The 26,409-nt window shown below is 66.8% G+C and carries 34 protein-coding genes and 1 pseudogene; 20 read left to right on the top strand and 15 right to left on the bottom strand.

Going from position 1 to position 26,409, the window contains the following annotated elements; translation table 11 throughout:
- From DJ70_RS11690 to DJ70_RS11700, 3 genes are read right to left on the bottom strand one after another with little or no spacing between them, the layout of a single operon-like run.
- Positions 1–957: an NAD-dependent epimerase/dehydratase family protein gene (locus DJ70_RS11690; protein ID WP_094533210.1), complete on the bottom strand. Its 957-nt coding sequence runs from the start codon at positions 955–957 to the stop codon at positions 1–3.
- A complete protein-coding gene (locus DJ70_RS11695) occupies positions 950–2,098 on the bottom strand; it encodes an NAD-dependent epimerase/dehydratase family protein (protein ID WP_094533212.1) in 1,149 nt (382 codons plus the stop codon). Before DJ70_RS11695 ends, DJ70_RS11690 begins: the two co-directional genes overlap by 8 nt.
- A gap of 43 nt (positions 2,099–2,141) precedes the next feature.
- On the bottom strand, positions 2,142–2,984 hold the full coding sequence (locus tag DJ70_RS11700) for a TrmB family transcriptional regulator (RefSeq protein WP_094533214.1): 843 nt from the start codon (positions 2,982–2,984) through the stop codon (positions 2,142–2,144).
- 453 nt (positions 2,985–3,437) lie between these two features.
- On the opposite strand from DJ70_RS11700, the gene DJ70_RS16950 reads away from it, so the two are divergent.
- The gene (locus tag DJ70_RS16950; protein ID WP_143421011.1) at positions 3,438–3,653 is read left to right on the top strand and encodes a hypothetical protein; all 216 of its coding nucleotides are present in this window, start codon (positions 3,438–3,440) and stop codon (positions 3,651–3,653) included.
- Positions 3,654–3,901: 248 nt separating this feature from the next.
- Here DJ70_RS16950 and DJ70_RS18120 read toward each other — a convergent pair whose 3' ends face one another.
- From DJ70_RS18120 to DJ70_RS11740, 5 genes are all read right to left on the bottom strand, one after another.
- Positions 3,902–4,414 (bottom strand): hypothetical protein, encoded by a 513-nt coding sequence (locus DJ70_RS18120; protein WP_449272196.1) that lies wholly within the window; start codon positions 4,412–4,414, stop codon positions 3,902–3,904.
- A 44-nt stretch (positions 4,415–4,458) separates the two neighbouring features.
- Entirely contained in the window at positions 4,459–4,785 is a 327-nt protein-coding gene (locus DJ70_RS11720; protein WP_094533218.1) for a DUF5615 family PIN-like protein, read from the bottom strand.
- A complete protein-coding gene (locus DJ70_RS11725; protein WP_014556651.1) occupies positions 4,782–5,012 on the bottom strand; it encodes a DUF433 domain-containing protein in 231 nt (76 codons plus the stop codon). Before DJ70_RS11725 ends, DJ70_RS11720 begins: the two co-directional genes overlap by 4 nt.
- Before the next feature lie 227 nt (positions 5,013–5,239).
- Entirely contained in the window at positions 5,240–5,599 is a 360-nt protein-coding gene (locus tag DJ70_RS11735) for a hypothetical protein (protein WP_179234047.1), read from the bottom strand.
- Entirely contained in the window at positions 5,596–5,844 is a 249-nt protein-coding gene (locus DJ70_RS11740) for a UPF0175 family protein (RefSeq protein WP_094533220.1), read from the bottom strand. Before DJ70_RS11740 ends, DJ70_RS11735 begins: the two co-directional genes overlap by 4 nt.
- A gap of 677 nt (positions 5,845–6,521) precedes the next feature.
- Between DJ70_RS11740 and DJ70_RS11750 the strand changes: the two genes are divergently transcribed.
- Positions 6,522–7,928 (top strand): ATP-binding protein, encoded by a 1,407-nt coding sequence (locus DJ70_RS11750; RefSeq protein ID WP_094533222.1) that lies wholly within the window; start codon positions 6,522–6,524, stop codon positions 7,926–7,928.
- A gap of 75 nt (positions 7,929–8,003) precedes the next feature.
- Here DJ70_RS11750 and DJ70_RS11755 read toward each other — a convergent pair whose 3' ends face one another.
- The 4 genes from DJ70_RS11755 to DJ70_RS11770 form a co-directional block, all read right to left on the bottom strand.
- Positions 8,004–8,450, bottom strand: a complete 447-nt coding sequence (locus tag DJ70_RS11755) for a hypothetical protein (RefSeq protein WP_094533224.1) — start codon at positions 8,448–8,450, stop codon at positions 8,004–8,006.
- A complete protein-coding gene (locus DJ70_RS11760) occupies positions 8,447–9,016 on the bottom strand; it encodes a DUF7342 family protein (protein WP_094533226.1) in 570 nt (189 codons plus the stop codon). Before DJ70_RS11760 ends, DJ70_RS11755 begins: the two co-directional genes overlap by 4 nt.
- A 54-nt stretch (positions 9,017–9,070) precedes the next feature.
- A complete protein-coding gene (locus DJ70_RS11765; RefSeq protein WP_094533228.1) occupies positions 9,071–9,238 on the bottom strand; it encodes an NTP transferase domain-containing protein in 168 nt (55 codons plus the stop codon).
- A 67-nt stretch (positions 9,239–9,305) separates the two neighbouring features.
- The gene (locus tag DJ70_RS11770; protein WP_094533230.1) at positions 9,306–9,938 is read right to left on the bottom strand and encodes an aminopeptidase; all 633 of its coding nucleotides are present in this window, start codon (positions 9,936–9,938) and stop codon (positions 9,306–9,308) included.
- Positions 9,939–10,053: 115 nt separating this feature from the next.
- Between DJ70_RS11770 and DJ70_RS11775 the strand changes: the two genes are divergently transcribed.
- The 4 genes from DJ70_RS11775 (at position 10,054) to DJ70_RS11790 (ending at position 12,267) form a co-directional block, all read left to right on the top strand.
- Positions 10,054–10,506 (top strand): transcriptional regulator, encoded by a 453-nt coding sequence (locus DJ70_RS11775; RefSeq protein WP_094533232.1) that lies wholly within the window; start codon positions 10,054–10,056, stop codon positions 10,504–10,506.
- 152 nt (positions 10,507–10,658) lie between these two features.
- Entirely contained in the window at positions 10,659–11,192 is a 534-nt protein-coding gene (locus DJ70_RS11780) for a DUF7342 family protein (RefSeq protein ID WP_094533234.1), read from the top strand.
- Positions 11,189–11,626 (top strand): hypothetical protein, encoded by a 438-nt coding sequence (locus DJ70_RS11785; RefSeq protein WP_094533236.1) that lies wholly within the window; start codon positions 11,189–11,191, stop codon positions 11,624–11,626. The genes DJ70_RS11780 and DJ70_RS11785 overlap by 4 nt, the downstream gene beginning before the upstream one ends.
- Before the next feature lie 116 nt (positions 11,627–11,742).
- The gene (locus DJ70_RS11790) at positions 11,743–12,267 is read left to right on the top strand and encodes a hypothetical protein (RefSeq protein ID WP_094533238.1); all 525 of its coding nucleotides are present in this window, start codon (positions 11,743–11,745) and stop codon (positions 12,265–12,267) included.
- Positions 12,268–12,613: 346 nt separating this feature from the next.
- Here DJ70_RS11790 and DJ70_RS11795 read toward each other — a convergent pair whose 3' ends face one another.
- A complete protein-coding gene (locus tag DJ70_RS11795) occupies positions 12,614–13,813 on the bottom strand; it encodes an orc1/cdc6 family replication initiation protein (protein ID WP_094533240.1) in 1,200 nt (399 codons plus the stop codon).
- A 344-nt stretch (positions 13,814–14,157) separates the two neighbouring features.
- Here DJ70_RS11795 and DJ70_RS11800 point away from each other — a divergent pair.
- From DJ70_RS11800 to DJ70_RS11850, 11 genes and pseudogenes are all read left to right on the top strand, one after another.
- A pseudogene (locus DJ70_RS11800) lies at positions 14,158–14,566 on the top strand (universal stress protein).
- On the top strand, positions 14,563–15,111 hold the full coding sequence (locus DJ70_RS11805) for a GNAT family N-acetyltransferase (RefSeq protein WP_094533242.1): 549 nt from the start codon (positions 14,563–14,565) through the stop codon (positions 15,109–15,111). The pseudogene DJ70_RS11800 and the gene DJ70_RS11805 overlap by 4 nt, the downstream one beginning before the upstream one ends.
- 52 nt (positions 15,112–15,163) lie before the next feature.
- Positions 15,164–16,180 (top strand): aldo/keto reductase, encoded by a 1,017-nt coding sequence (locus DJ70_RS11810; RefSeq protein ID WP_094533244.1) that lies wholly within the window; start codon positions 15,164–15,166, stop codon positions 16,178–16,180.
- 117 nt (positions 16,181–16,297) lie between these two features.
- Positions 16,298–16,570: a DUF7385 family protein gene (locus DJ70_RS11815; protein ID WP_066414813.1), complete on the top strand. Its 273-nt coding sequence runs from the start codon at positions 16,298–16,300 to the stop codon at positions 16,568–16,570.
- 74 nt (positions 16,571–16,644) lie between these two features.
- Positions 16,645–17,490 (top strand): cob(I)yrinic acid a,c-diamide adenosyltransferase, encoded by an 846-nt coding sequence (locus DJ70_RS11820; RefSeq protein ID WP_094533246.1) that lies wholly within the window; start codon positions 16,645–16,647, stop codon positions 17,488–17,490.
- Positions 17,490–17,849 (top strand): hypothetical protein, encoded by a 360-nt coding sequence (locus DJ70_RS11825; protein WP_094533248.1) that lies wholly within the window; start codon positions 17,490–17,492, stop codon positions 17,847–17,849. The genes DJ70_RS11820 and DJ70_RS11825 overlap by 1 nt, the downstream gene beginning before the upstream one ends.
- Positions 17,850–17,857: 8 nt before the next feature.
- A complete protein-coding gene (locus DJ70_RS11830) occupies positions 17,858–19,564 on the top strand; it encodes a cobyric acid synthase (protein WP_094533250.1) in 1,707 nt (568 codons plus the stop codon).
- A gap of 32 nt (positions 19,565–19,596) precedes the next feature.
- Positions 19,597–20,283, top strand: coding sequence for a metal-dependent transcriptional regulator (locus DJ70_RS11835; RefSeq protein WP_094533252.1), 687 nt, complete (start codon positions 19,597–19,599; stop codon positions 20,281–20,283).
- A gap of 87 nt (positions 20,284–20,370) precedes the next feature.
- Positions 20,371–21,063, top strand: coding sequence for a LysE family translocator (locus DJ70_RS11840; protein WP_094533254.1), 693 nt, complete (start codon positions 20,371–20,373; stop codon positions 21,061–21,063).
- 76 nt (positions 21,064–21,139) lie between these two features.
- On the top strand, positions 21,140–22,186 hold the full coding sequence (locus DJ70_RS11845; RefSeq protein WP_094533256.1) for an NAD(P)-dependent glycerol-1-phosphate dehydrogenase: 1,047 nt from the start codon (positions 21,140–21,142) through the stop codon (positions 22,184–22,186).
- 45 nt (positions 22,187–22,231) lie between these two features.
- Positions 22,232–22,879 carry a DUF420 domain-containing protein gene (locus DJ70_RS11850; protein ID WP_094533258.1) on the top strand — a complete coding sequence of 216 codons (648 nt, stop codon included), beginning with the start codon at positions 22,232–22,234 and terminating at the stop codon, positions 22,877–22,879.
- Between the two features lie 36 nt (positions 22,880–22,915).
- On the opposite strand, the gene DJ70_RS11855 is transcribed toward DJ70_RS11850, so the two are convergent.
- Positions 22,916–24,220, bottom strand: a complete 1,305-nt coding sequence (locus tag DJ70_RS11855; protein WP_094533260.1) for a M28 family peptidase — start codon at positions 24,218–24,220, stop codon at positions 22,916–22,918.
- Positions 24,221–24,356: 136 nt separating this feature from the next.
- Here DJ70_RS11855 and DJ70_RS11860 point away from each other — a divergent pair, with 136 nt between their 5' ends.
- Complete coding sequence (locus DJ70_RS11860) at positions 24,357–25,145, top strand: NAD(+)/NADH kinase (RefSeq protein ID WP_094533262.1); 789 nt, start codon at positions 24,357–24,359, stop codon at positions 25,143–25,145.
- Positions 25,146–25,184: 39 nt separating this feature from the next.
- Positions 25,185–25,628, top strand: coding sequence for a DUF7313 family protein (locus DJ70_RS11865; protein WP_094533264.1), 444 nt, complete (start codon positions 25,185–25,187; stop codon positions 25,626–25,628).
- A 147-nt stretch (positions 25,629–25,775) separates the two neighbouring features.
- On the opposite strand, the gene DJ70_RS11870 is transcribed toward DJ70_RS11865, so the two are convergent.
- Positions 25,776–26,078, bottom strand: coding sequence for a DUF7521 family protein (locus DJ70_RS11870; protein ID WP_094533266.1), 303 nt, complete (start codon positions 26,076–26,078; stop codon positions 25,776–25,778).
- Between the two features lie 127 nt (positions 26,079–26,205).
- On the opposite strand from DJ70_RS11870, the gene DJ70_RS17455 reads away from it, so the two are divergent.
- Positions 26,206–26,346: a hypothetical protein gene (locus tag DJ70_RS17455; protein ID WP_179234048.1), complete on the top strand. Its 141-nt coding sequence runs from the start codon at positions 26,206–26,208 to the stop codon at positions 26,344–26,346.
- Positions 26,347–26,409 lie beyond the last annotated feature (63 nt).

Raw genomic sequence — 26,409 nt, forward strand, 5'->3', positions numbered from 1 at the left:
TCAGTAATCGTCCCCGCACAGCTCGTCCGCGATGTCGCGGATCCCCTCCCGGAGCGTCCACTCCGTCTCGAAGCCGGTCTCCGCCAGCCGGTCGAAGTTCACGTGATAGGAGGGACCGGGCTGTTCGTCCTCCAGATAGGTCACCTCCAGCTCCCGGTCCAGTTCCTCGCGAACGACCTCGGCGATCTCGCGGATCCGATAGTTCGCGTCGTTCGATCCGACGTTGTACACCTGCGCGGGCCAGCCGTCGGGCTCCAGCGCGGCGTGCGCGTATGCCCGTGCAGCGTCGCGCACGTGGATGAACGGCCGCCAGTTCGACCCGTCGCCGTAGACCGTCAGGGGCCGGTCCGTCAGCCCGCGGAAGACGAAGTGGTTCACCACGAGGTTGAACCGCACGCCGGGCGACCAGCCGTAGTTCGTGCTCATCCGCAGCGCCGTCCCCTCGATCCCGTACTCCTCGACCGCGGTCGCCAGCAACTCCTCGGCGGCGACCTTCGACTCCGCGTAGGGGTTCAGGGGGTTCTGCTCGGTCCCCTCGTCGATGTCGGTGCTCGCCGCGCGCCCGTAGTTGTTACACGAGGAGGCGAGCACCACGTTCTCGACGCCGAACTTGCCCGCGGCCGTGAGCACGTTCTCGGTCCCGTCGCGGTTGACCGCCATCGTCTCCGCGCGCCGGTCGTGTGTCGACGCGGCACCCGTGATCGCCGCGAGGTGGATCACGGCATCGACATCCCGCACCGCGGCCTCGACCGCACCGTACTCTCGGACGTCGCCGCGCCGGAACTCGAGTCCCGCACCCAGACTCCCCGCGAGGTTCGCGGGCGATCCGGACGACAGCGAGTCGAGGACGACCACCTCGCTCACCCGCGAATCCGAAAGCAACCGCGGAACCAGCGCGCTCCCGATGTAGCCGCAGCCGCCCGTGACGAGCACCCGACGCCCGCCGGACTCACTCATCGGTCAGGACGCCGGGAAGGAACCGGTCCTCGTGAGCCGCGATCCGGTCGCGTTCCTCAACCAGCGTCCCGAGCACGTCGCGGATCCCGGCTTCCAACTCCTGGCGCTGTCCGCCCACGAGATCGAGGAACTGCTCGTTTTCCATCTCCATTTTGTGTTCCTCGTCCTCGTTGCGCGGGTTCTCGTAGTGTTTCACCTCAGCGTCCAGATCGAACTCCGCGCCGACCGCCGCGATCGTCTCCGCGAGCTCGACGATCGCCACCGGGCGCGTCACCTGGTTGTAGACATCGATCGCGTCGTCGCCGGAGTGACCCTTCTCGACCAACCGAACGAGGCTCTCGACGGCGTCCTCTAAGCTCACCATCGGCTTGCGCTGCTCGCCTTTGCCGTACACCGTGATCGGGTACCCCGCCACCGCCTGCGCGCAAAAGCGGTTCACGACTGTGCCGAAGTAGTAGTCGAAGTCGAACCGCGTCGGGCTCTCGTGCGCCTGCGTCTCCTCGGTCTCCGTCCCGTAGACGATCGCGGTCCGGACCTCGCTCATCGGGAAGTCGAACTGCGACTCCGCGAGCCGCATGTTCGCCGCGTCGAAGGACTTGGTCTGATGATACCAGCTCCCGCCCATCGCCGGGAACGGCACCTCGTCCTCTCCACCCTTCCGTTCGACCTCGAGCCCGCCCTCGGGGATCGGGAACTGTGGCGCGCCGTAGATCCCAGTCGTCGTCGTCTCGATGAAGTGCGTCTCGGAGAGCCCGCACTCGTGGAGCCCGTGAAGCAGGTTCAACGTCATCGAGACGTTGTTGCGCTGGGTGTAGAGCGCGCGCTCGCCGTTGATCGACGAGTAGGGGGCACTTGGTTGTGCGGCCGCGTGAAGCACGGTATCGGGTTCGTGGGTGTCCAGCAGCTGGAGCACGAAGTCGCGCTCAGCGAGATCCCCTTCGACGAGGCTCAGGTTCTCCACGGCGGCGAACCGCTCTTCAGGACTCTCGATCCGGGTCGCCGACACGCTTCCCGACTCGGCAACCCAGTCACGCCGCGAGAAGTCGTCCACGCAGACGATCCGTTCGTCGAGTCGGTCGGCCAGTCGAAGTGCGGTCGGCCATCCGAGGTAGCCGTCAGCACCGGTGAGCAGGACGGTCATCGTTACTCGCCTCTCGAGTCACTACCGATAAAGGCTTTTTCGTTCACTCCGCCGGGTGGCTCTCGTGACGCCAGAGCAGATCAAAGTACTGCCAGAGTCCGGCCACGAACGACGGGTTCTCCGTGACCGCGGCCTGGCGGTGGTGGTTCGGGATCTCCTCCTGTTCGACCAGCAAGAGTCCGCGACCCGACTCGTACGCGAGGCTCGGATCGGCGAATGTCCCTCGCCACGGGAGCACCCGGTCGCTCACGCGAACCGTCACGCCCGGGAACTCTTCAGCAAGCATGGCACGGATCTCCGCCTGTTGCTCTCGGTTCGTCTCCGAGAGGTGTTCGGGCGCGAGCATCAACACGTCGACGTCGACGCCGCGGTCGAGTGCCTCGCGCATCGCCACCTCGACGGACTCGACGTACCCGAAGCTCTTCGTCAGGACGTACACCGCCTCCTCGGCCTCCCGGAACAGCCGGCGCGTCTCGCGCTCGCTGGGCTCGCCGACGTCGACCACGTGAAACAGGTCCTCGGTGGGGCTCAACTCGTCTACGCCGCGATCTCGAACCGGCGCGTACGCGTCGACGAACGACTCCTCGACCGCCTCCACGTCCTCGCGGAACCGCTCGTAGGCGTGCCGCCGGTTCTCGACCGCTCGGTCGGCGATCGCCGACGGTTCGTGCGGTTCGTACCGTTTCGGCCGGCCGGGAACCACCTTCACGTAGCCGGACTCGGACAGCGAGTCGAGCACGTCGTAGATCCGTGCCTTGGGGATCCCGGTCGCCTCCGCGAGGTCGGGCGCGGTCGTTCGCCCCAAGAGCAGCAACTCCTCGAGTGCCGCCGCCTCGTACTCGGTGAGATCGAGCAGCGAGAAGAACTCCTCGCCGGTATCAGGCATGCCACAGGGTCCTCGTCGACCGAATAAGTACGTACTGGTCCCACCGGAATCGTTATATCACTTCGTTCAATAGAGTTACTCAGAACATGAGTAACCGATCGTCTGCTGATGATGCCGAGCACCTCGCCGATGTCCCCGACGGTGCTGGCTGTACTGAGATCTGGGAGCGTCTCTCCGAGGAACGGAACGAGGAGTAACGTCGGTTCGTCTGGAGTACTTCTGTGTTCTCGAAGAACTCTCTGAACATCCTTGGAGAGCTCCGGATCGGTAGTTGAGAGCTCGTTTTCTGGATTCGCATCCAACAGATATCGATGAAGTTCCGGGACTGATGTGTCTCGAGATCGTTTCCCCGACGGGAGCCGAACTCGAGCTGGCGGACGACATCGTCGATCACGCTCTCTCCTCGACCGATGCACGGTGCCTCGCGATCGCGTCTCAGCGCGACGCTCGCTCGTGCCCGATGACGCCCACGTCGGCACACGTGGCCAACAACTCGGCGTGGAAGTCTGGGATCTCGTTCTGTTGTTACAGGCGGCGATCCACCGTGACGTGATCGCCACGAGTGAAGAGCTGTCGACGCTCGTCGACGAGCTACGAGAGCGGGATGGCTACCGATTCTCCGAGGCGGATCGAAATTCCCTGTTTGAAACTGTCGACCAAGACGGTTGATGCGTTCGGGACGACGGTCATTCTCTCGCGCACTCGATGTCGACGAGTCCCCGCGGTCGCTCCGCCGTCAGCTCGCCGAGTCGACTCCCTCGGCCTGCGGCGGGGATGACCGCGTCCATACGCGAGGCCCCACACGCCGGTCACCTACCTTCATCGACGGACTATCGCTTCCCGTGACTTCCCAATGCTCGCGGCTCGACGGCCGATCGATCCCGACCGATGGACGACCGTACCGTTCACAAACGGTTTTATCGCCCGGCACGTAGGTACCTGACATGGCCGGATCGAATCACGATGGGCCGGCGATCGACGGCGTGGACGTGGCGGCGATCCGCCGGTATCTCGCGGAGACGGACGTCTGCTTCGCGGTCCTGTTCGGCTCCCGAGTCCGGGGAGAGACGCACGAGTCGTCCGATGTCGACGTCGCCCTCCGATTCCCCGAGGACCTCTCGCCGAAAGAGCGCTTCCGTCGACGGAATCGGATCGATGCGGACCTCCAGAGCTATGCGGACGACTTCGTCGACGTGAGCGACATCGAGCACCTTCCCCTTCCGATCGCACGCGCAGCCCTCTAGGAAGGAGTTCGGCTGGTCGGTGACGAACGAGATGTCGACGCCTACCGCGAACGGATCGACGCCGAACACGAGCGAACCGCCGCCGATCGGAAACGGGACCGCCGAGAGTTCATCGATCGGCTCGCGAAAGGAGACGTCTAGCTGGTGGACGAGGCGGTCGTCGCGACGAAACCGGAGCAGGCACACGAGTACACGACCGATCCCACCGGTCCGGTCCTTCGAGATGGACGTCACAGATACTGGATCGGTGGAGCGTCTTCCGAGCGGTTCTGTAGGTGCTCGTCGACGACTTTCACGACGTCACCGATCCGCCGTCCGGCCTGTCGGACGTATATCATTCCGCTGTGTTCCATCTCCTCCCCTTCGACGAGTGAGAGAAAATCGTCGTCGAAGGTAAGCAGAATCCAGTCGCGTTCGACCGCGTACCGGAGCTGTTCTCGGTCGGACTCTCCCAGCGTTCCTTCGTCTCTCGCGGTGTGAACGCTCCACCCGCGACGACTGAGACCATCGGCGACGGGGATCCAGATGCTCTCGTCACAGTACAACGGCCGCGTCATGCGGAGGCGGGCTCCGAAGACGAGGTCCGAAAGTCGTCGATGTGGTCGTAGTAGTACGCGAGTGCTCGATGGACGTCGCCGAGGCTGAGATCGGGGTACAGTTGTGTGATCTCGTCAGGGCTGTACCCGCTGTGTTCGTACGCTGAAGCGATGTCCTCGACGCGAATTCCCGTTCCCTCGATCGTCGGCGCGCCGTCACTGTGTTCGCGATCCCGAACGACTCCCATACCACGGAATGGCCGAGCAGCGACTTGAAACACGTGGTCCGGCCGATCGTGGCGTATCTCATGCCGGCCTTCCGTCGAGAGAGATCCGTGGGAACGACCGTTCTCACTCCCACGCACCAACTCCGCCGCCCGCCCCACGTCCGCTGGCGTGTTCACGTTCACACGTCCACCGACACGAACCGTCGCCACGTCGTACCCCGCACGCACCAACAACCCCACGGCCTCGCTCAGCTGGTACTCTCCCTCGGCCGACGTACGTCGTGACGCGTGGCGGTCGCCCGGCCTTCACGCTCGTCGATGAGTACTCGGTCCGCGTCGACGTCGACGGCGTACGCGATGGCCGCGGCCTCTCCGCGATCGAGTTCCCGCTCGAACTCGATTCGGAGGTCGGTTGGCTCCGGTGACACGACTCGAATCCCACCCTGATCGCGGAACGCTTCGATGCGGTCGCGGCCGTCGAACCCGGCTGTGAGCTCGTTCCAGACCGCCGTCGGAACGGCCACCTCACCGAACTGGGCGTCGATCAGGTGAAGGCGTTCGATGAGTGCCAGATTCAACAGCGGCGACGTGTTCGAGACGACCGTCATTCTCGCGCGTACTCGACGTCAAGCGCGAGATCCTCCTCGGTATAGTGTCGCTCTACCCCGCGTTCTCCGAGGAGCCGGTGGAACTCCGCCTTCGAGAGACCGGCTAGCTCTCGTGCCTTTCCGAAGGACAGATAGCCCTCCCGGTACAGCGACACCGCGAGTTCCTGCCGGACGATCGGTTCGCGCTCCTCCGGCGGTGCCGCGATCGCGTCCAGCACGTCCGACGGGAGATCGATGCTACTCATGTCGTTAGATTCGGCGTCGGGCCACTTAGTAACGCTGTTCGTCCACTCGTGTAGGTCACGACGTTTGTCGTCTTGATGGCGTCTCGAAGACGTGCGCGAGCAGGGGGCGCCCCGCCACGTCGACGAGCCCCTTCGGTCGGTCGTCGGTGAGATCGCCGAGTTGACTGGCCCGCCCGGCAGCAGGAATGACCGCATCCACACGGGAAATGGCACCATCAGCCACCTCAAGACGTCAGTCTCCGGACCCACAGCTATCGGTCAACCCACTACTTGAAGTCGAGATCGTCTCTCAGCGACACCTCCCCGAACCGGACACTGCTCGCTGTCCCACACCCTCCTCCCGGTCGATCAAATACGAACGCCCATACGCCTGACAGTGTTCGGAACCGGAAGCGCCCGCCCGTCNNGACGGGCGCAGTTCTCAAGCACGCCGAGAGTATCCTGCTCGTCGATTGCGGCAGTCGAATCACCCACTGACTGGGACAGTCGGCTGTCGACTATGGCGACATCGATATGGTTCTGCTCACGCACCTCGGTCATGCCGCTGACCCCCAACCTTCGCAGGCCCTAATCGTATACGCTAAGTTATAGTAGTCCTGACTACAGTAGTCTAAACTACGATAGTCTAAACTACGTTACCTGCGCGTTTTATGTACCGGGGAGCCGACGGTGAGCACATGCCCACGTTCGTTAACCGAGAACGGGAACTCGACAGGCTCCACGAGCTGTACGAAAGTGATTCCGCGGAGTTGAGCGTCGTCTACGGACGTCGGCGGATGGGGAAGACGGCACTCGTCGTCAAATCCATCGAAGATCGCGATGACGCGGTGTACCATCAAGCAGCACACGGGACGACGGAGCAGCAACTCGACTCCTTCATCGCTGGTGCTGCAACGGTATTTCCGGGGATCAACCGGATTCGGAAAGACTGGGAGAACGTTCTCACGCATCTCGCCGAACAGGATGCGATCGTGATTCTCGACGAGTTCCCGTATCTCGTCGACGAAAACGAAGCGCTCCCCTCTCTCATTCAGCGGCTCTGGGATCACAACGTCGCCGATACGGGCACGACCTTCGTGTTGACTGGCTCGGCGATCGGGATGATACACGAGATCGCGATCGACGGGAGCTCACCACTGTATGGCCGGATCTCGAAACGACCGAACGGAAAGCTCGAGATCGGCCCGTTACCGTTCGGTGCCGCGATGACCTTTTTCCCGAACTACGCGCCGGCTGAGCAGGTGATCGCGTACGGTGTCTTCGGAGGGACGCCGGAATACCTCCGGGCTGTAGACGACACACAGTCACTCAAAGGGAACATTACGGAAACCTTGCTGCTCCGTGATGGCGGCCTCCACGAGGAGCCCGAGGATGTTCTGTACCGGGAACTAGACAAGGTGGATCGGTATTTCGCCGTTCTGAAAGCGATGGCGGAGGGGAACCACAAGCGAAACGAGATCGTTCAGGCTGCCGGCATCAACGCTAACAGTGCGAGTTACTACCTCTCCCGCCTGCGGGAGCTCCAGATAATTGAGCAGGAGTACCCAGTCACTGTTGATCCCTCCCGGAGTCGGAACAGCCGGTATCGGATCCGGGACCAACTGTTCGCGTTCTGGTTCCGGTTCGTCCACGGTCGTTCGTCCCGGTACGAAGTGTTCGGAGCGGATGCGTACGACGAACTCGTCGAACCACACCTCCCGGACTTCGTCAGTTCGTCGTTCGAACGCCTCTGCCAGCGGGCAGTTCTCTACGAGTACGGGGACGTGTACACGTTCACGGAATCGCCGGGTCAGTGGTGGGACACCGACGGACGCGAGATCGATATCGTGGCCCCGACGAACGGCGACACGTTACTGGTCGGGGAGGCGAAGTTCCAGCAGCAACCGATGGGGTACGATGTTCTCGCACAGCTCGAACGGGAGGCACCCGAGATCGAGTGGTCGCCGACCGACGGCGACGTGAGCTACGAGTACGCACTGTTCAGCCGAAGCGGGTTCGCGTCGTCACTGGAGGAAGCAGCCGAGGGGAGAGACGACCTCGGTTTGTTTACTGTTGATGATGTCGTTGAGACACTGTCCGAATAGACGTTCTCATCCCTAAGAACCCCCGGAAGGCGTCGCCGAACCGGTCAACGATCTGGGCCGCTTCGTAACCCACAATCACTCGGCCCAGAAGCCACGCTGGCGGTCTTCGATCTCCGAAAGCACCGTCGAGAGGACGTCACGCCAGTCGGTCGGGTGTGTCGTATCGTCGCCGGGAGTCGGGGCCTCTGGTCCCGGATGGACGTGGTCGCGAGCGTTGTGACCGGACGGATGTCTATCCCACCGGTGATCGAACGCCCCCGTCTCGTGGGTTTCGTGGTAGTGGAGCGAGAAATCCCCGTTTTCGAACCATACTATCTCTAGACGGACATTCCGAACCCGGTCAGGGTAGAGTTGCCTATCGTACCGACAGACCAGTCGCTCGGGCGCGAAGCTCGGCCGGTCATCGACTTCGGTGAACCGATCGTCCGTCGCGAGACGCTCCCGAATGACCTCCAGCCGGTCGAAATCGACCGGCCCACCGGAAACCGAATCGGTCGTGTCGTTCCCGCGTCCGGGGGTCATGCCACGGATTCGCGATCCGTGGCGTCGCCGGACGTGGGAGTGAGTGCTCGTTCGAGGAGGGAGACGCGACGGCGAGCGGTTTCCCACGACGAGAGCTGCTTCCAGATGTCCTCGATGGACTGATCGGTTTCCGCGGCGTACCGTGTGATCGACACCGTCGTCGGAGACTCGGCGTCGAATTCGCGTGCGAGTGTATCCGCCCGCTCGGATTCCGACCGTAGCAGGTCGAGCAACTCCTCGGTAGCGTATTCGCTTCGGAGCGTCTGGACGCGTCGCCAGTTCAGATACTCCTGATTCCGTTCGTAGGTGGCCGGCGATTCCGTGACCCGGGTGACGATGCCCATCCGTTCGAACCAGTCCAAGTATTCACGTGCTGCGTCGACCCCGTGTCCCGCACGGTCGGCGACCTCGCTGGCCGTCGCTGGATCGTCGAGCCCGAGCACGGCATCGAAGAAGTCGTCTCGCGTTCGGTCACCACGGACGACCTCCTCCGGCGGGGTCAGCGCGTCGAAGTCCGGCGCGCGTTCGCCGGTGTCGGCTCGTACGTCCGAACGCGGATCTTTCATACCCCACCATGCGACTCAAAACGTGATAAAACTTTCTTGGACGGTTTATTCCGTTCAAATGCGGGAAACGACGACCGGCTCGCCACCCCCGGCCTCAACCGCCGCCTCGAAGGCGTGCGCGAGCAGCGGTCGTCCCGCGACGTCGACGAGTCCTTTCGGTCGGTCCCCCCTCAGCTCGCCGAGCCGACTGCCTCGCCCGGCGGCTGGGATGACCGCGTCCATGGCGAGTTGGTCGGCCACTCGACACTGAATCCGTCGGTCACTTCCCTACATCCCCGATGACTCTCCTTCACGGAATTTGCTCGACCGCGCTATCGAGCTCCTCGATGGTCGACCACTCCACGACCCGGTCGCCCACCGCCGCCTCGAGAGCCGCCAGGTGGGACGCCGCCATTCCGTTGTCGTATCGGGCCCGTTGTTCTGCCGGATCGTCGTAGGCGCGCTTGAGGAGCCACAACACATCTCGCACACTCGTCTGCTGTCGATACAGGTAGCCAAGCTCCCAGACGTGCCCACCGTCGAAGTCCTCGATCACGCCGACGACCCACGTCGCCTGTGCCGACAACACCTCGAAGGCCGACGCCCACAGGTCGAGGTCGTCAGCGTCGAACCCGAACTCCTCTAACCTGAACGCGATAGCGTCCGAACGGTCGTTTAACCGAGCACACACCCGCCGACGACGCTTTCCGCGCTCGCCCGACCCGCTGCCGACCACGAGATACCGACGGCCGGCTCGGCGAACATCGTCGAACCGGGGTCCATGAATCCCGTCTTTGAGTCGCTGGTGTTGCTCGGGCGTCAGAGACAGCGACTCCCCGCCGTGTAGACCCGCCTCCTCGACGCCCCCGACGAGGTCGCCCGTCGAGTCGTTTCGAGCGGTGCCGTCGGTGTCGTCGTGAGCGTGGTCGTCTCCGCTGTCCATCCTACGGCGACATCCAGTTCGAGATCCAATAGTAGTATCGGTTGTGCTACTATTTGATCAATCGATTGTATTCAGCGACCAAGTGTTTATCTCCCCGCCGTCCGTAGGGGTGCGTATGAACCCCCGAACTGCGGAGACGGACGCGACGGACCCCGGCGGAACGGACGCGCCGAACGCGGGATCGGCGCCCGACGAGTTCGACACGTGGCTGGCACTCCAGAAGGCCACCGACCGGCCCCGTGCGAATCTGATCGCGGACGTGGTCGGTCACCCGCAGGGTGCGCCGAGCGTTCGGGAACTCGACTACATGAACCCGGAGCTCGGTGAGGACGCGATCCGGCGGCACCTCGGCGTGTTGCAGGACATCAGCGTGGTCGCGGAGCTGGTGGTCGAGCCCGGCGAGCGCGTGCGCGGCTACCCGTACAAATTCTACCAGCTTACCGCGGAGGCGCGGGAGCTGTTCGACCGAAACGACCTGTTTCCGGCGGACGCGTGGCAGCGACAGTACGATCGCGTCGAGAAGACCGGTGAGATCGCTGAACTCGAAGAGATGCCCCGCCCAGAGTGACTGGTTGAGTGTCTCTCAGCCAGTCTCCATCGATATCAACTGAGAGAAACACTCGATGGGGTGAGGTGGCAGGCGGAGACGTCCAGCTGCCCACATCGAACAAATAAATCGCCGACACAAGAATTATATCGCTATTTCTACTACCAATTAGTATGACCACCGACGATCCGGCCGACGCGTTCGGACTCGCCGAGGGGTTCAACGCGGACCTCGAGTCAGAGCCCGCCGACGAGCGCGTGTATCGGGTCGCGCTCCAGCTATACGACCCAGCAGGCGTATCGGCGATCGCGGAGCGTGCCGGATGCGCGCCGGACACCGCCCGGCGGCATCTCAGGCGGCTGGCCGAGATCGGCGTCGTCGAACTCGTTTCGGAGTCCCCGCTCACGTACGTCCGAAACGAGTCGTACTTCGAGTGGCGGCTTCGAAACCGGCTCGAAGACCTGTCACGCGACGAGCTGCACGACGCCCTTACCGAGCTCACCGACCGCGAGGCGGCGTTTCGCGAGTGCTTCGACGCGGCGTCGCCGACGGCGGTAGACGCGTTCGACCACGCCGGCTACGACGATCTCGAGGACGTGTGGCTCGCGTTGAGCGAGTGGCACACCCTCCGAGCGCGGATCGACCGACTGGAGGCCGTCCGGCGGGATCGCGGCTCGGACTCCTCACTCGAGGAGAACGCCGCGTGACCGGTCCAGACCGGTCGCGGTCCGTCGACGAGGCGACGCTGCGCTATCTCGCCCGCGCGTTCGGTCGCCGAACCGAGGTCCGCCGGACCTCGCTGTTCCCGACCAACAAGCTGGAGAGTCTCGTCGTGACCCTCGACACGGAGTACTACCCCCCAGACATCGAGGGCGTCTCGGTCGAGATCCGTGCGTACACGAACGGTGACTTTCACGTGTCGTACCACGAGACCCGCCCAGTCGACCGGCGACAGTGTCGGTGGGATCGACACGATCAGCCACACAACGCCCGGGATCACTTCCACCCGATTCCGGACGCCAACACGGCCGCCGCGGTCGACCGGAGCTACGCGACTGATCTCACGCGCGTCGTCGAACGGACCGTGCTCCCGTGGATTGACGAGCGGGTCGGCGCTCTCTGGGAGTCGGCCACCGACTGAGATCGGGGGAATCCGGTCGGGGCGATCAAAGCTGTCAAGGTGGGTAGTCCAGACTGTATCCCAAACGACGTTCTTTGGTGGGTGTTTTTACTGTCTACGGGCAACCATACCCTACCATGGGCCTGTACGACGACGTGCTGGTCGCAGATGGCCTCAGGCTACCGAAGTTTCCGGACGAAGCCAGTCCATCCGCGATAAAGTGGCAGACGAAAGAGATCGGTCGGCCAGCCATGCAGACGTACAAGATTACCGCGGAAGGACGGCTCCTCCGGCGTGAGCGGGAATTCCGCGAGAAAACACCAGAGGAAAAACAGACGGAGGCCACCGAGCATGGCTTCGAATCGTGGGACGAGTATGTCTCGTTCTGCGAAGACGCGGATCCGGACGATCGCCTCCAGCGCGGAATCGGTCTCCGACTGCCGAACACCCAGACCGTCGACGAGGAGTTCTGGCTCGACCACAACATACACGGGAGCTTCGAATTCCACGGGCGGAGCGACGACATCGAAGATGGATTCCATTGGTCGTACGAACCCCGGTTCACGCGCGGCCAACTTGATGCGATCGTCTTCCTTGGCGAACGAGGCGGTGGCGACCCCGATGACTACAACCCGGACGAGCCTGTCTGCGTCGAGTTCTAGTGGCCATGCCATACGGAGGCGAATCTCGGAAGACGAGGTCCGAAAGCCGTCGATGTGATCACAGGGTCCGCGGGTTCCGTCGAGATCGAACACATAGCTCGAACTCACACCCCTCGTTTCGTCTGTTCTTCTCCAAGTCAACGACTCCACCCTACTTCGCTCAGTCTACCGACTTCGCTCGTTGAGGGTGGGTCTTGTCCGTGAGTTCGGTCTCGAATCCATCTGGTTGCGCGGTGAATCCTTGAACACCCTCCACTCGTTTTACGATATATCGACCCGATCCATGGTCTCGGAGATCCACTGGATACACCCCTCGTTTCGTCTGTTCTGCTTCCCAAAAGAGAGCTCACATCGACTCGGCTTCGATCGTATCCCGTGTTTCGAGGACGATAGTCGGATCGAGTGCTAACTCGTATTGGTGGTGGGCGCCACCTGCGCGTCCCTCGTTATGTTCGGTCCGTTCGAGAAACCCCAGCATGGTGAGATCGGCGAGATGGTTCTGGATGCTCTTGAGCGTGGTGAGCGGGTCTTGCTGTCTCCCTTCAGCCACGCGGACGTATGCCTGCTGTACTTGCTTCGATTTGGCAGGCGTTGATCCGCTGACTTCGAGTTTTGCGAGCGCCTCGAGGATCAACTGCCCGTGCATGGTCTGATCGCGCAGTTTGTTCTCGACGCGCCCGCGCTGAACGCGATCGACTGCGACCTCGATGTGGTCGTCCGTGATCGCGCCGGCACCGTTCTCCTCGGCGACGTCGCCGCCCTCTCGAAGCAGATCGATTGCCTGTCGCGCGCTCCCGGTGTCCTTTGCTGCGTTGGCCGCGGCGAGTTTGATCGCCGACTCGTCCCACGCATCCTCGATCAACGCTTTCTCCGCTCGTGTCGTCAGAATCGATCGAAGCTCGTCGGCATCGTACGGTGAGAACGCGATCTCTTTTTCGATGAGCGTATCTTTCACTTTCGGACTCAGCGAGGAGCGGAACGCGTAGTTGTTGCTGATCCCGATGACGCCCACCCGTGCGGCGGTCAGATGACCGTTCGCGCGTGCTCGCGGGAGTTCATACAGCAACGTGTTCGGGTCGGAGAGGTGATCTATCTCGTCGAGAACGAACAGATAGGTCCCGCCGTTCGCATCCATCTCCTCGTAGAGCGTCTCCAGCGCGTGCGCCGTCGAGTGACCGGTCTCCGGAAACGGCTCGCGGTCGGCCCCACGGATGCTGTTGATCAGTGCTCGGACCGTTCGATAGACCGTATCGTCGTTACAGTTGCGGAAATGGACGTGGAGTTCGTCCGCGTCGTCTCGCCGCTCCACTTCCGTTTTGAGCGCGGTCACGATGTACTCCGTGACCGCGGTCTTTCCGACCCCCGTCTTTCCGTAGATGAAGACGTTGGAGGGGTTCCGGCCGAACAGGACGTCCTTGAGCGCGGATCGGAAGGCGTCGATCTCGTCTTCGCGTTCGACGATCTCGTCCGGTTGGTACTCCTCGGAGAGAACGGTCTTGTTCTCGAAGAGCGTGTCCGTGATATCCGAAAAGAGATCTTCGCTCATTCCGTGTCTCTGACGATAACTCATCTACATATGTCCATGTCGTTTCGTTTGTTTTGCTGGATTCATCTGATTTATCTGTTTCTCATGATTCGCCCGATTCGCTATCGAGCCGAACCGCTCTACGATCGAAGGAATCAGCGCTACTCTCGTTCGAATAACAGACGAAACGAGGGGTGTATCTCCACCGACACTCCCCGTCGCAGACGCGAAGAACAGACGAAACGAGGGGTGTCTCCTCCGTCTCGATGGTTTCTTTCCCGTCAGAGCCACGCCACGACCGCTCGCGGACCCGCCCTCGCCCCGCACGGCGAACGCTTTTGAGACCGGCGCGCGAGGTGGGAGACATGAAGGTGCTCTGTGGGATCGGCGGCAGCGACGACTCGCTCCGCGCGCTCGAGCGGACGGTCGACCGGGCGGCCGTCGCCGGCGACGACCTCACCGTCGCGGTCGTGGAGAACCCGGACTCCGCCGCCGCGATCGAGGAGATCACGNNCGCCTCCTCGGCTCGCCGCCGCGATCGAGGAGATCACGGGGCGAGCCGAGGAGGCGATAGCCGACGCCGGGATCGACGCCGAGATCCGACACGTCGAGGGCGATCCGGGCAGCCGGCTCGTGGACATCGCCGAACGGGAGGGGTTCGACGAGATCGTTCTCGGCGGGGGCCAGACCAGCCCGATGGGGAAGATCACGATCGGGCCGATCGCCGAGTTCGTCCTGTTGAACAGCATGACGTCCGTGACGCTGGTCAGATGAACGACCGTCGATACCCGGACGCGACCGCGGACCGATTCGAGCCGCCCCCGATCGCGTTCGCCGACCGGGAGGGCCGCGAGATCGAGATACGCGCCTACGACGGCGCCGAGGGGACCGACGAGGCGCTCGTGTCGATGTACACCGACTTCGACCCGTCGGACCGCGCGCAGGGGATCCCGCCGGGCGGGGAGAAGCGCGTCCGCGAGTGGCTCGAGGCGATCCTCACCGACGACTGTCTCAACGTGGTCGCCTGGTGTGGCGACGAGGTCGCGGGCCACGCGACGCTCGTGCCCGACGACGACGCCTACGAGCTCGCGATCTTCGTCCACCAGACGTACCAGGAGGCCGGGATCGGGACGCGGCTCATCAGCGGCCTGCTCGGCCACGGCCAGGCCGAGGGCGTCGAGAAGGTGTGGCTCACCGTCGAGCGGTGGAACCGCGCCGCGGTGTCGCTCTACGAGAAGATCGGCTTCGAGACCTCCAACGCCGAGAGCTTCGAGCTGGAGATGGCGCTCCGGCTGAACGAGTCGGACGACGGGGAGTGACGCGTCCGCCGCGGGAGGCCACGCTTTTGGTCCGGCCCGCCGATCCGTTCGCATGGACTATCGACGGTTGGGGTCGACGGGAACGAAGGTCTCCGAACTCTGTTTCGGCACGTGGCGGTTCGGCCGACGAACGGGCGGCGTCCTCGAGACGGACGAGGAGCAGGCACACGCCCTCCTCGACGCCTTCGCCGACCACGGCGGCAACTTCATCGACACCGCGAACGTCTACGGCGACCCGAACGGGACGAGCGAGGAGTACGTCGGGAACTGGCTCGCGGAGCGCGACCGCGAGCGGTACGTGCTCGCCTCGAAGGTGTACTTCGACTTCGACGACTCCCACCCGAACGGCTCGGGCCTTTCACGCACGCACATCCGGAACCAGATCGAGGGGACGCTCGATCGGCTCGGTACCGACTACCTCGACCTGTACTACATCCACCGCTGGGACGAGGAGACGCCGATCGAGGAGACGCTGTCGGCGCTCGACGGGCTCGTCGAGTCGGGGCGGGTGAACTACCTCGGCGCGTCGACGATGGCGGCCTGGCAGCTCACGAAGGCGCTCTGGACGTCGGACGTCAACGACTACGAGCGCTTCGAGGTGACCCAGCCGCTGTTTCACGCGGGCTACTACGAGGACGTCGAGGAGTACCTCTCGGTCGTCGCCGACCAGGACCTCGCGGTGTGTCCGTACTCCCCGCTCGCCGGCGGCTTCCTGACGGGCAAGTACACCCGCGCGGATCCCGACGACCCGACGTCGGTTCGGGCCCCCGACGGCTCCCGCGGGAGCTTCGACGAGCGGTTCGAGCGCTTCTACCTCTCCGAGCGCGGCTGGAAGGTGCTCGAGACGGTCCGCGCGGTCGCCGACGAGGTCGACGCGACTCCCGCCCAGGTGGCGCTGCGCTGGCTCATGGACCAGGAGGCGTTCACCTGCGTCCCCATCGTCGGCGCGCGCACGGTGGACCAACTGGAGGAGAACCTCGGGGCCGCCGCGGTGTCGATCACCGACGACCAACACGACCGGATCACGGACGCCCGCTACGACGAGGACGGGCGGCGGTGGGGACACTGATCGCAGACGGGGCTCACGCTCCCCGATCGAGGGTGGCGTTCACATCCCTGACCGGCGGTGGCGTTCCCACCTCTGACCGGCGGGTCGTTTTTATACCATGGGCCGCGAATCGAGACCATGAGCGAGGATGACACGGCGGGGGCGATGTCGGCCGAGGAGTTCCGTTCGCTGACCGACGGGCTGGTCCGGCAGAGCTCCGGCGGCGGCACGACGGTGTACAAGAACGCGGCCGGCGTCGGCTGTCCGAACCCGAAGTGTGACCTGGGCGTGTTCCAGACGCTGTTCGTCAGCGACCACGGCTGGCAGCGGATCGGCGCGACCCGCGACGGGATCGAGCTGTGTATCTGTAACACCGAGGACCGGCGACTGGTGTTCATCCACGACGACTGATCGACCGGCAACCCACGCGGAACGCACCCGAACGGACCGCCCCGATTCAAGGGCGTCGACGCCGACGGACACGTATGAGCAACGAGACGGCCGGACGGGCGGAGAGCGAGGAACGTATCGAGGTCGAGGGCCCGAACGGGGCCGGCGTGGACGGTGCCGGCACGGACGGAACCAGCGTGGACGGGATCGGCGCGGACGACGCTCGAACCGACGACGCCGACGCGGACGAGGAGGGGGACGTCCCCGACCGCGAGGCGGTCCGGCGGAACACCCCCGGCCGCGGGATCACGCCCGACGCGGATCCGATCGAGCCCGGCGCGCCCGAGGAGTTCGGGCTGGTCCAGGTCTGGTGGGGCGACGGCAAGGGCAAGACGACCGCCGCGTTCGGGATGGGCGCCCGCGCGGTCGGGCACGGACACCGCGTCCACATGCTCCAGTTCATGAAGGGCGGCGCGGACTCGGTGGAGGCCGTCCGCGGCGAGTACAACGCGATCCGGGCGCTGCCCGGCTACTCCTTCGAGAACACCGGCCACTACGGCTGGCACGGGATGGCGGACGGCTCCGCGGACGACGACCACGAGCGGGACGCGCGGGCCGGACTCGAGCGCGCCCGCGAACTGATCGACGCCGCGGGCGAGGCCGCCCTCGACGATCCGATCCCGCTCGACGCCGAGCCCGACGCCGGCGTCCACATGCTGATCCTCGACGAGATCCTCTACGCCGCCGACCGCGACCTGATCGCCCCCGAGGAGGTGCTCGACCTGGTCGATCGGAAGCCCGACGGGCTCGAGCTCGTGCTCACGGGCAGCCACGAGCGCCCGGCGTACCTCGCCGACGCCGCCGACCTGATCAGCCACGTGAGCAAGGAGAAACACCCGATCGACGCGGGCCAGCGCGCCCGCAGGGGGACGGAGTATTGATGCCCGACGGGTCAGACGAGAGGGGAAATCGGGCCGCCGGTCCCGCCGACGGCGACGGAGCCGATCCCGCGACGGCGCTTCACGATCACCTCGTCGCCACCGAGACGCTTCCGGTCGAGCGGGAGGCCGGCTGGTACCTCGGGGAGGCACAGGCGATCGCGGCCGACCTCGCGGCCGGCGATCTCGCGGAGTCGGTCGCCGGCGAGCGCGCCGCCGAGGTCCGGGAACTGCTCGCGGAGATCGACGGGACCGGCGACGTGGAGGCGGACGACCACGTCGCGGCCGCCCGCGAGCTCGCCGCGCGGATCGCGGAGCGGTCGGGGTCCGACACGGGTCACGTCTCCGGCGTCGGCGGGTGAGTCGGGAGATGACCGACGATCCCCACACCGCCGCCCGGACGCTCCTCGTCGCGGGCACCGCCTCCCACGTCGGCAAGTCCACGGTCGCCGCCGGCCTCTGTCGGCACCTCGCGGACGCCGGCGTCGCCGTCGCGCCGTACAAGGCCCAGAACATGTCGAACAACGCGCGCGCGGTGCCGACCTCGCCCGGCGCCGGCGTCGACGCGGCGTTCGGCGAGGTCGGCGTCTCCCAGTACGTCCAGGCGCGGGCGGCTCGCGTCGCCCCCCAGACCGACCACAACCCCGTCCTCCTCAAGCCGCGCGGCGAGGGCGAGAGCCAGCTGGTGGTGAACGGGCGGGCGGTCGCACACGCCACGGCGGCCGACTACTACGGCGGCCGGTGGACGGAGGCCCGCGAGGCCGCGGCGGCGGCGCATCGCCGGCTCGCCGCCGACCACGACGTGATCGTCGCGGAGGGTGCGGGCTCGGTGGCCGAGATCAACCTCCACGACCGCGATCTCGCGAACGTGGAGACGGCGCGGCTCTTCGGCGACGACGCACGTGAGGACGCCGACCGGGGGCGGGCCGCCGAGATCCTCCTCGTCGCCGACATCGAGCGCGGGGGCGTCTTCGCCGCGCTGGTCGGTACCCTCGAGCTGCTCCCCGCGGACCTGCGCGACCGCGTCGTCGGCGCGGTGATAACGAAGTTCCGCGGCGACCGGAGTCTCCTCGATCCGGGCGTCGAGGCCTTCGAGGAGCGGACCGACGTCCCCGTCCTCGGCGTGCTCCCGTACGACGACCCCGGCCTCCCGGAGGAGGACAGCGTCGCGCTCCCCGATCCGGGCGAGCGGGCGGTCCTCGGCGCGGACGACGATGTCCCGGCGGCGGAGTCGGTCACCGTCGCCGTCCCCCGACTCCCGCGGATCTCGAACGCGACCGACGTGGAGCCGCTCGCGGCCGAACCGGGCGTCCGCGTCGCCTTCGTGCCGCTCGATTCCCCCCTTGACGACGCCGACGCGGTCGTGATCCCCGGCACGAAGAACACCGTCGACGACCTCCGCGCCTGCCGCGAGTCGGGGTTCGACGACGCCCTCGAGGCGTTCGACGGCCCCGTCGTCGGCCTCTGTGGCGGCTACCAACTGCTCGGCGAGCGGATCGCGAACGCGGCCGTCGAGAGCGCGGAGCCCGACGTCTCCGGCGTCGTTGAGGGGTTCGGGCTGCTGCCGGTCGAAACCACGTTCTCGGCGGAGAAGCGGGTCGTCGCGGCCGACCTCCGGCTGGATCCGGACGCGACCGATCTCGTGAAGCCGGCCGAAGGGTCGAAGCCGGCCGAAGGGTCGGTCGGCGGGCCGACGGCGGACGGGGATCCAGCCCTCGAGGCCACCGGCTACGAGATCCACATGGGAGAGACGGACCGAACGGCGGATCGATCGACGGCGACCCCTTCCACGCCCTTCTTCGACCCCGACGGCGACCGAACCGGCGTCGAACTCGGGGCCGCCGCCGGCGATGTCCTCGGAACGTACCTCCACGGCCTCTTCGAGAACGAGGCCGTTCGACGGGGCTTTCTCGCACGGGTTCGAGAGCGCGCGGGAGGATCGGTCGATGTCGCCCGGCGCGGGAACCCGCGTGCTCGCGATCCCGCCGACCGGGCGGCCGATCTGCTCCGCGAGCACGTGGATCTCGCCGCGTTGGGGCTGCCGACGAACGCGCCGTGCGGACGGGAGTCCCGGTAGGTATTTGACCCGCCTCGCGCAAACGCACATAAATGCTCAGCGACGTGATGGAGGACTACCTCAAGGCGATCTACGTCCTCCAGGCCGAGGAGGGCGCGCCCGTCTCGACGTCCGCCATCGCCGAGTATCTCGAGAAGACGCCGCCGTCCGTAACCGACATGCTCGGCAAGCTGGCCGACCGCGGGCTCGTCGACCGCGAGCCGTACCAGGGGGTCGAGCTCACGGCGGAGGGGGAGGCGGTCGCCCTCGAGATCGTCAGACACCACCGGCTCCTCGAGGCGTTCCTCGCCGACCAGCTGGATTACGACTGGAGCGACGTCCACGCGGAGGCGGACGCGCTGGAACACCACATCTCCGAGGAGTTCGAACGGCGCGTCGCCGACGCGCTCGGCGACCCCGACGTCGACCCCCACGGCGACCCCATCCCCGGCGCCGACCTCGAGCCCATCGACGAGGGGACCGGCCCGCGGCTCTCCGACCATCCCGAGGGCGACCGACTGGTCGTGACGCGGGTCTCCGACCGCGACGACGACGAGCTCGAGTACCTCGCCGACGCCGGGATCATCCCCGGAACGACGATCGAGGTCGTCGACGTCGCGCCGTTCGGGATGGTGACCGTCCGGACCCCGGCGGGCGAACAGAGTCTCCCGGCGGAGATCGCCCGGTCGATCCGCGTGGAGGCGGCCGCGGAACCCGCGGAGTCCGCGGAGCGGTCGTAGCGGAGCCGTCACGCCCGCGGATCCGGAAACAGTCGGCGAGAGCCCTCGGCCGCGAGGTTTTTCACGCGAACCGTCCTGTACGGTGACGTGAACACCGTCGCCACCCTCGCCGTGGGCGCGGTCTTCGGGCTCGCGCTCGCGGCCCCGCCGGGTCCGATGAACGCCGTCATCGCCGAGGAGGCGGTGTTGCGCGGGTGGCCCGCCGGCACCCGCGCCGGCCTCGGCGCGGCGACCGCCGACTTCCTGTTCTTCGTGCTCGCGTACCTCGGGGTCGTCTCGTTCGTCCAGTCGATCCCGCGGCTCCAGACCGCCATGGTCGGCGTCGGCGGCTGTCTGATGTGCTACTTCGCGGTCGGCACGGCCCGCGACGCGCGCGCCTCCTTCCGGCCCACCGCGGGCGAAGAGCCCATGGTCGAGGACGGGAAGGGGTTCCGCAAGGCGCTCGCGCTGGCGCTGACGAACCCGTTTCAGGTGCTGTTCTGGCTCACCGTGGGGGTGGGGATGCTCCGTCCGGGCGATCTCGACGTCCTCGCGCCGCTGCCCGTCGTCGGCGACGACCTCGCCGGGAGCCTGGTGGTCGCGACCGGCTCGCCCGCGCTGCTCGGCGGGTTCTTCCTCGGGGTGCTCGGCTGGGTGACGCTGTTCCCCATGAGCCTCGCCGCGGCGGAGCAGCGGGTCCGGACGGTCGGCCCGGTCGTCGCGGTCGCGTCGGCGATCGTGCTCGGCGGGTTCGGCGTCTACTTCCTGTTCGACGCCGCGACGACGGTGCTCGCGTGGTGAGGGGGCGACGGTCGCTCTCGTGGCCGTGCTCGCCCGCATGGACAACGGCTTTCACCCGCCGGCGTGAGCGGCCCGTATGTTCGAGAAGTCCACGTGGATCAAGCTTCCACGGAACGTGCTCGTGGGCCACGGCGTCGTCGACGACCTCGGGACCGCGGTCGGCGAGCTGTACCTCACCGGCCGGCCGCTGGTCGTCACCAGCCCGACGCCGAACGGGATCGCCGGCGACCGGGTGCGCGCGCAGTTCGAGGACCCCGCGACCGCCGTCGTCGACGAGGCCTCCTTCGACGCGGTCGAGGAGCTGAAGGCGACCGCGGAGGCGGTGGATCCGGGCTACCTGATCGCCTTGGGAGGCGGCAAGCCGATCGACATCGCGAAGATGGCGGCCGACCACCTCGACGTGGGGTTCGTCTCCGTGCCGACGGTCGCCTCCCACGACGGCATCGTCTCGGGACGCTCCTCCATCCCCGAGGGCGACACGCGCCACTCGATGGCCGCCGACCCGCCGCTCGCGGTCGTCGCCGACACCGAACTGCTCGCCGAGGCCCCCTGGCGGCTCACCACCGCGGGCTGTGCGGACATCATCTCGAACTACACCGCCGTGAAGGACTGGCGGCTCGCCCGCCGGCTGCGCAACGTCGAGTACAGCGAGTACGCCGGCGCGCTCTCCGAGATGACCGCGGAGCTGCTCGTCGAGAACGCGGACATGATCCGGCCCGGTCTCGAGGAGTCGTCGTGGGTCGTCGTGAAGGCGCTCGTCTCCTCGGGCGTCGCGATGTCCATCGCTGGCTCCTCGCGGCCCGCCTCCGGCGCGGAACACCTCATCTCGCATCAGCTCGACCGGATCGCGCCCGGCAAGGCGCTCCACGGCCACCAGGTCGGCGTCGCCTCGATCCTGACCGAGTACCTCCACGGCGGCGAGAGCGGCGAGTGGGCCGCGATCCGCGACGCGCTCGGCGAACTGGACGCGCCGACCACCGCGGCGGAGCTCGGCGTCGACGACGAGGAGCTGATCGCCGCGCTGACGAGCGCCCACGAGATCCGCGACCGCTACACGATCCTCCAGGGCGGGATCAACGAGGAGGCCGCCATCGAGGTCGCGACCGCGACGGGCGTGATCTGAGTCGGAACCCGAAGACGGATTAGCGTCCCGCACCGATCGGATCGCATGGCAGCCGCCAGCGTGCGCGCCCGCCTCACGGAGCCGGCCGGCGCGCTCACCGTCCTCCTCACGATCGTCGGATACGCCGCCGTCGGCGGCGTCTTCCTCGTTCCGGGGTTCCAGGCGTTGTTCCCGGATCTGACCCGCGAGACGGTCGACCTGCTCGCTCACGCGATCGCCGCGGTCAACACGGTCACGATCGCCACGCTCTCGCTCGGGTGGTACTGGATCCGCAACGACGAGGTGAAGAAACACGCGGCCGCGATGACGACCTCGTTCGTCCTCATCCTCGTCTTCCTCGGAATGTATCTGCCGAAGGTCGCCGGCGGCGGGACGAAGTACTTCGTCGGCCCGGACCCGGCCTACTACGCGTACCTGGTCATGCTCGCGATCCACATCGTGTTGTCGGTCGTCTCCGTGCCGGTCGTCCTCTACGCGCTGCTGCTCGGGCTCACCCACAGCGAGCGCGAGCTCAGGAACGAGGTCCCGCACGCGCGGGTCGGCCGGATCGCCGCGAGCGCGTGGCTCCTCTCGCTGGTGCTGGGCGTCGTCACGTACCTCCTGTTGAACCACGTGTACGACTCGACGTTCGAGGCGGCGGAGACGGCCGCCGAGTCCGCGTCGGTGCTCCTCCCGCTCGTTCCGGTCGTCTAACTGATTCGGGCCCTCCGAGACGGGGCGGTCGCCCCCTCAGTACGGCCAGTCGCCGATAATCTTCATCCCCGCCGCGAGGTCCTCCTCCTCGAGTTGCTCCGCGATCGCCTCCGGCTCGCGCCGGTCGATCTCGGTGTCGTCGTCGGCCAGATCGACGACGAGCTCGGTGAGGAGGACCGCCTGCTCGCGGAGGTTGCGGACCTCGAGCTTGTCGAGCGTGTCGGCGAAGGTGTGGCCCCACCCTCGGCCTTCGGTGCCGGTCTCGCTCATGACGTGGTAGCCGGGGACGCCCCACTGGACGTACGGCCAGTGGTCGCTGTGGGGGCCGAGCCGCGGGACGGTGCCCGCGGGGTGGTCGAAGCGGTCGGCGACCGCCTCGGCGGCGTCGTCGAGGTCGTCGAAGCCGTGGGTGTAGAACTTCAGCGTCCGGCCGCGACCGACGCCGTCGTTGTTCACGATCGCCTTGACCGTGTCGTGGTCGCGTTCGGCCGCGTCGTGGCTCGACCCCACCAGTCCGACCTCCTCGGCGCCGTACACCAGACAGTGGACGCGCGTGTCGAGCTCGTCCTCGCGCGCCGCGAGCGCCTTCGCGACCTCCACCACGATCGCGGTGCCCGCGCCGTTGTCGCCCGCGCCCTCGGCGATGTCGTGGGCGTCGACGTGGCTCGTCACGAGCACCGCCTCCTCCGTGTCCGGGCCGAGGTCCGCGTGGACGTTGTAGCTCGTCGCGTCGTGTGCGTCCGCGTCGACCCCGACGGTCACGTCCTCGCCGTCGAACCGCCTCGAGAGCCGCGAGCCGACCTCCTTGGAGACGCCCACCGCGGGGACGTCGCCGATCGGGGCCTCCGCAGTCCCGACGCTCCCGGTGGGCGGGAGACAGCCCTCGACGTGGTTCCGGAAGACGAACGCGGCCGCGCCGCCCTCGACGGCGTAGTAGTACTTCTCGCGCCGGTGGATGAACCGGTCGTAGTAGTCGGGGACGTTCGAGGCGGCCATCACGACCTTCCCCTCGACGTCCTCCCGCTCGAAGTCCTCGGGGAGGCCGTACCCCAGGTCGACCAGCTCGCCCGTGACCTCGCCGGACGGGCTTCGCGGGAGCGCGATGCTGTCCTGGGTCGTGTCGCCGGCGCGAACCGCCGACGAGCCGCGCGTCCACCCCTGGATGTCGAACGACTCCAGCCGCGCGTCGCGCGCGCCTACGGACTCGAGCGCGTCCCGTGTCGCCTCCGCGGCGCGACGCTCGCCGTCGCTGCCGGCCATGCGGTCCCCGATGTCGACGAGCGTCTCGAGGTGGTTCCATCCCGCGTCGCTCGTGAACGTCTCTCCGATCCACGTCGTCATGGCACAGGGATATGAGCGCCGGCGCTTGAGGGTTCGGGAAGCGGAGAACCCGCCCGTTCGACGGCCGTCCCGGTCCGCTTCGACGGTCCCGGTCGGAACCGGGGCTTTTTCTACCGTGCCGGCGGAGCCCTCGCGTATGGGAGATCCGGCGTCCCGCGTCGCCGTCGTCGGCAGTGGCGACTCCGTCGTCGACCACGCGGAGCGTGCCGTCCGCACAGCCGGCGGCCGCCTCGTCGACCCCGCCGCCGCCGACGCGGTCGTCGCCCTGGGCGACGAGGCGGTTCGGGACGCCCTCCTCGCGTCCGCGCCGTCCGACCGGCGCGTCCGCCCCGCCTCCTCGCGTGGCGACTCCCCCGTTCCGTGTCGCGTCGACGCGCCCGTCCTCCCCGTCCGTGCGGGACGGCACGCGGTCGACCCGGCGAGCCTCGACGACGCGATCCGCGGCCTCCTCGACGGGAACGCCCGGCGCGTCGCCCACCCGATCCTCGCCGTCGGCGGCGACGACGAGCCGCTCCGCCGGGCCGTCCTCGACGTCGGCTTCGTCACCGACGAGCCGGCTCGCATCTCCGAGTACGCGGTCGACCTCGCGGCCGACCGCGAGGCGGCGTTCAGGGCGGACGGCGTCGTCGTCGCGACGCCGATGGGAAGCGACGGATACGCGGCCGCCGCCGGCGGACCGCTGCTCGAGGCCGGCGGTGGGCTGTCGGTCGTCCCGATCGCGCCGTTCACGACCCGACACGACGCGTGGGTCGTTCGGGACGGCGTGGGGATCTCGGTCCGCCGCGACGCCGAGACCGTCTCGATCGTCGTCGACGGCGACCGCCGGGGCGCGGTGACGCCGGGACGCCCGATCCGGATCGAGGTCACCGACCGGGTCGAGACCCTCCGGCTTTCCCCCTCCTTCCCGGTCGACGCCGAGCGCTGATCGGAAAGGTTCTAATAACTCGTGAACGGAGGGATCGGTATGGATCCACTGCAGTTCCTCGTTCCGTTCGGCTGGCTGTCGGCCGTCGGGCCGGCGTTGCCGTACGCGATCCTCGTGATGGCGCTCGCGAACCTGGCGACTCGGCACCTCGCACACAGACGGCACGTGGAACAGGCGGCGGAGAGTGACGCGGTCGAACAGTACGCTCCGCACGTGTTCACGAACTTCGGGCTCGCGTCGTTGAGCTTCCTGTTCGCGGTCCACGCGCCGACCAGGGGAACCATCCTCACCTTCCTCGTGGTGACGATGATCATCGCGGACCTGTTCGAGTTCGAGGCCCGCAACGTCGAGGCCCGCAACGACATGACCGTCGAGGCGCCGAAGAGCGCCATCGTCACCTCGGGGCTCATCCTGCTGTTCGCCTCCTACTACTCGCTGTTCTTCCTCGTCGAGGGGTTCTGGAACCAGGCGATCGTCGCCTGACACGCGACGCGCCCCTCCGGAGCAGTCACCGCCACCCGCTCCCTGCCGTCCGCTCCGACAGTTACGTTCGACCCGCCGTCAAGCGACCCGAGGGCCGAGACGTGGACTCCCTCCCGTCCGTCGAGAGCCTCCCGACCGGACGGGGGCTCACGGCTCCGTTCGGAGCGCGTACACGATACACGACAGCCTGCCGATCTCCAGCGTCTGGATGACCGCCCGCGTCGGCGGGGCGGGGATCGCCGGAAACAGGAACACCAGCGCCACCACCGGGATCGGCAGATCAAGGACGACCCCGAAGCCGGCGGCGAAATACAGCATCGGCCGGCTGTCGTTCCGTCGGTACCCCCTGTAGGCGAGGGAGGCGATGAACAGGCCGAGCGCCGCGCCGATCATCTCGTACGCCTGGAGGAGCGGACGACCCCCGGCCGCGAGCGGGACGGCGTCGACCATCTCGGATCCCCTCGACGAAGCGGGTGAGTCGGTCGGCCGTGCGTTCCCGTCTGTCGACGTGGAGCCGCGGCTCGCCGTCGGCCAACTCGACGGTCACCCGCTCGAGGTTCGGCGAGTACACCGTCTCGTGGCGCTCGCGCTCGTGGGATACCACGGTCCCGAGACGCTCTCCGCCGCCGCGGCTCGGGGGCCGACCGGCGCCGCCGACGAGCCGGAGCGCGGCCCGACCGGCGCCGCCGGCTCGACGCCGGGAACGAGCGAGACGTGAGAGCGTTCGTCGACGCGTCGGAGGCGTCGTCGCCGAAGCCGCAAGCGATCGGCGGAGCGGCGC

The sequence above is a fragment of the Halorubrum halodurans genome, from assembly GCF_002252985.1.
GTDB lineage: Archaea > Halobacteriota > Halobacteria > Halobacteriales > Haloferacaceae > Halorubrum > Halorubrum halodurans.

Bases quoted from the DNA above. Each gene is read 5' to 3' on its own strand.
- DJ70_RS11690 (WP_094533210.1), bottom strand. From the start codon at position 957: ATGAGTGAGTCCGGCGGGCGTCGGGTGCTCGTCACGGGCGGCTGCGGC.
- DJ70_RS11695 (WP_094533212.1), bottom strand. From the start codon at position 2,098: ATGACCGTCCTGCTCACCGGTGCTGACGGCTACCTCGGATGGCCGACC.
- DJ70_RS11700 (WP_094533214.1), bottom strand. From the start codon at position 2,984: ATGCCTGATACCGGCGAGGAGTTCTTCTCGCTGCTCGATCTCACCGAG.
- DJ70_RS11720 (WP_094533218.1), bottom strand. From the start codon at position 4,785: ATGACGCGGCCGTTGTACTGTGACGAGAGCATCTGGATCCCCGTCGCC.
- DJ70_RS11725 (WP_014556651.1), bottom strand. From the start codon at position 5,012: ATGGGAGTCGTTCGGGATCGCGAACACAGTGACGGCGCGCCGACGATC.
- DJ70_RS11735 (WP_179234047.1), bottom strand. From the start codon at position 5,599: ATGACGGTCGTCTCGAACACGTCGCCGCTGTTGAATCTGGCACTCATC.
- DJ70_RS11740 (WP_094533220.1), bottom strand. From the start codon at position 5,844: ATGAGTAGCATCGATCTCCCGTCGGACGTGCTGGACGCGATCGCGGCA.
- DJ70_RS11750 (WP_094533222.1), top strand. From the start codon at position 6,522: ATGCCCACGTTCGTTAACCGAGAACGGGAACTCGACAGGCTCCACGAG.
- DJ70_RS11755 (WP_094533224.1), bottom strand. From the start codon at position 8,450: ATGACCCCCGGACGCGGGAACGACACGACCGATTCGGTTTCCGGTGGG.
- DJ70_RS11760 (WP_094533226.1), bottom strand. From the start codon at position 9,016: ATGAAAGATCCGCGTTCGGACGTACGAGCCGACACCGGCGAACGCGCG.
- DJ70_RS11765 (WP_094533228.1), bottom strand. From the start codon at position 9,238: ATGGACGCGGTCATCCCAGCCGCCGGGCGAGGCAGTCGGCTCGGCGAG.
- DJ70_RS11770 (WP_094533230.1), bottom strand. From the start codon at position 9,938: ATGGACAGCGGAGACGACCACGCTCACGACGACACCGACGGCACCGCT.
- DJ70_RS11775 (WP_094533232.1), top strand. From the start codon at position 10,054: ATGAACCCCCGAACTGCGGAGACGGACGCGACGGACCCCGGCGGAACG.
- DJ70_RS11780 (WP_094533234.1), top strand. From the start codon at position 10,659: ATGACCACCGACGATCCGGCCGACGCGTTCGGACTCGCCGAGGGGTTC.
- DJ70_RS11790 (WP_094533238.1), top strand. From the start codon at position 11,743: ATGGGCCTGTACGACGACGTGCTGGTCGCAGATGGCCTCAGGCTACCG.
- DJ70_RS11795 (WP_094533240.1), bottom strand. From the start codon at position 13,813: ATGAGCGAAGATCTCTTTTCGGATATCACGGACACGCTCTTCGAGAAC.
- DJ70_RS11805 (WP_094533242.1), top strand. From the start codon at position 14,563: ATGAACGACCGTCGATACCCGGACGCGACCGCGGACCGATTCGAGCCG.
- DJ70_RS11810 (WP_094533244.1), top strand. From the start codon at position 15,164: ATGGACTATCGACGGTTGGGGTCGACGGGAACGAAGGTCTCCGAACTC.
- DJ70_RS11815 (WP_066414813.1), top strand. From the start codon at position 16,298: ATGAGCGAGGATGACACGGCGGGGGCGATGTCGGCCGAGGAGTTCCGT.
- DJ70_RS11820 (WP_094533246.1), top strand. From the start codon at position 16,645: ATGAGCAACGAGACGGCCGGACGGGCGGAGAGCGAGGAACGTATCGAG.
- DJ70_RS11825 (WP_094533248.1), top strand. From the start codon at position 17,490: ATGCCCGACGGGTCAGACGAGAGGGGAAATCGGGCCGCCGGTCCCGCC.
- DJ70_RS11830 (WP_094533250.1), top strand. From the start codon at position 17,858: ATGACCGACGATCCCCACACCGCCGCCCGGACGCTCCTCGTCGCGGGC.
- DJ70_RS11835 (WP_094533252.1), top strand. From the start codon at position 19,597: ATGCTCAGCGACGTGATGGAGGACTACCTCAAGGCGATCTACGTCCTC.
- DJ70_RS11845 (WP_094533256.1), top strand. From the start codon at position 21,140: ATGTTCGAGAAGTCCACGTGGATCAAGCTTCCACGGAACGTGCTCGTG.
- DJ70_RS11850 (WP_094533258.1), top strand. From the start codon at position 22,232: ATGGCAGCCGCCAGCGTGCGCGCCCGCCTCACGGAGCCGGCCGGCGCG.
- DJ70_RS11855 (WP_094533260.1), bottom strand. From the start codon at position 24,220: ATGACGACGTGGATCGGAGAGACGTTCACGAGCGACGCGGGATGGAAC.
- DJ70_RS11860 (WP_094533262.1), top strand. From the start codon at position 24,357: ATGGGAGATCCGGCGTCCCGCGTCGCCGTCGTCGGCAGTGGCGACTCC.
- DJ70_RS11865 (WP_094533264.1), top strand. From the start codon at position 25,185: ATGGATCCACTGCAGTTCCTCGTTCCGTTCGGCTGGCTGTCGGCCGTC.
- DJ70_RS11870 (WP_094533266.1), bottom strand. From the start codon at position 26,078: ATGGTCGACGCCGTCCCGCTCGCGGCCGGGGGTCGTCCGCTCCTCCAG.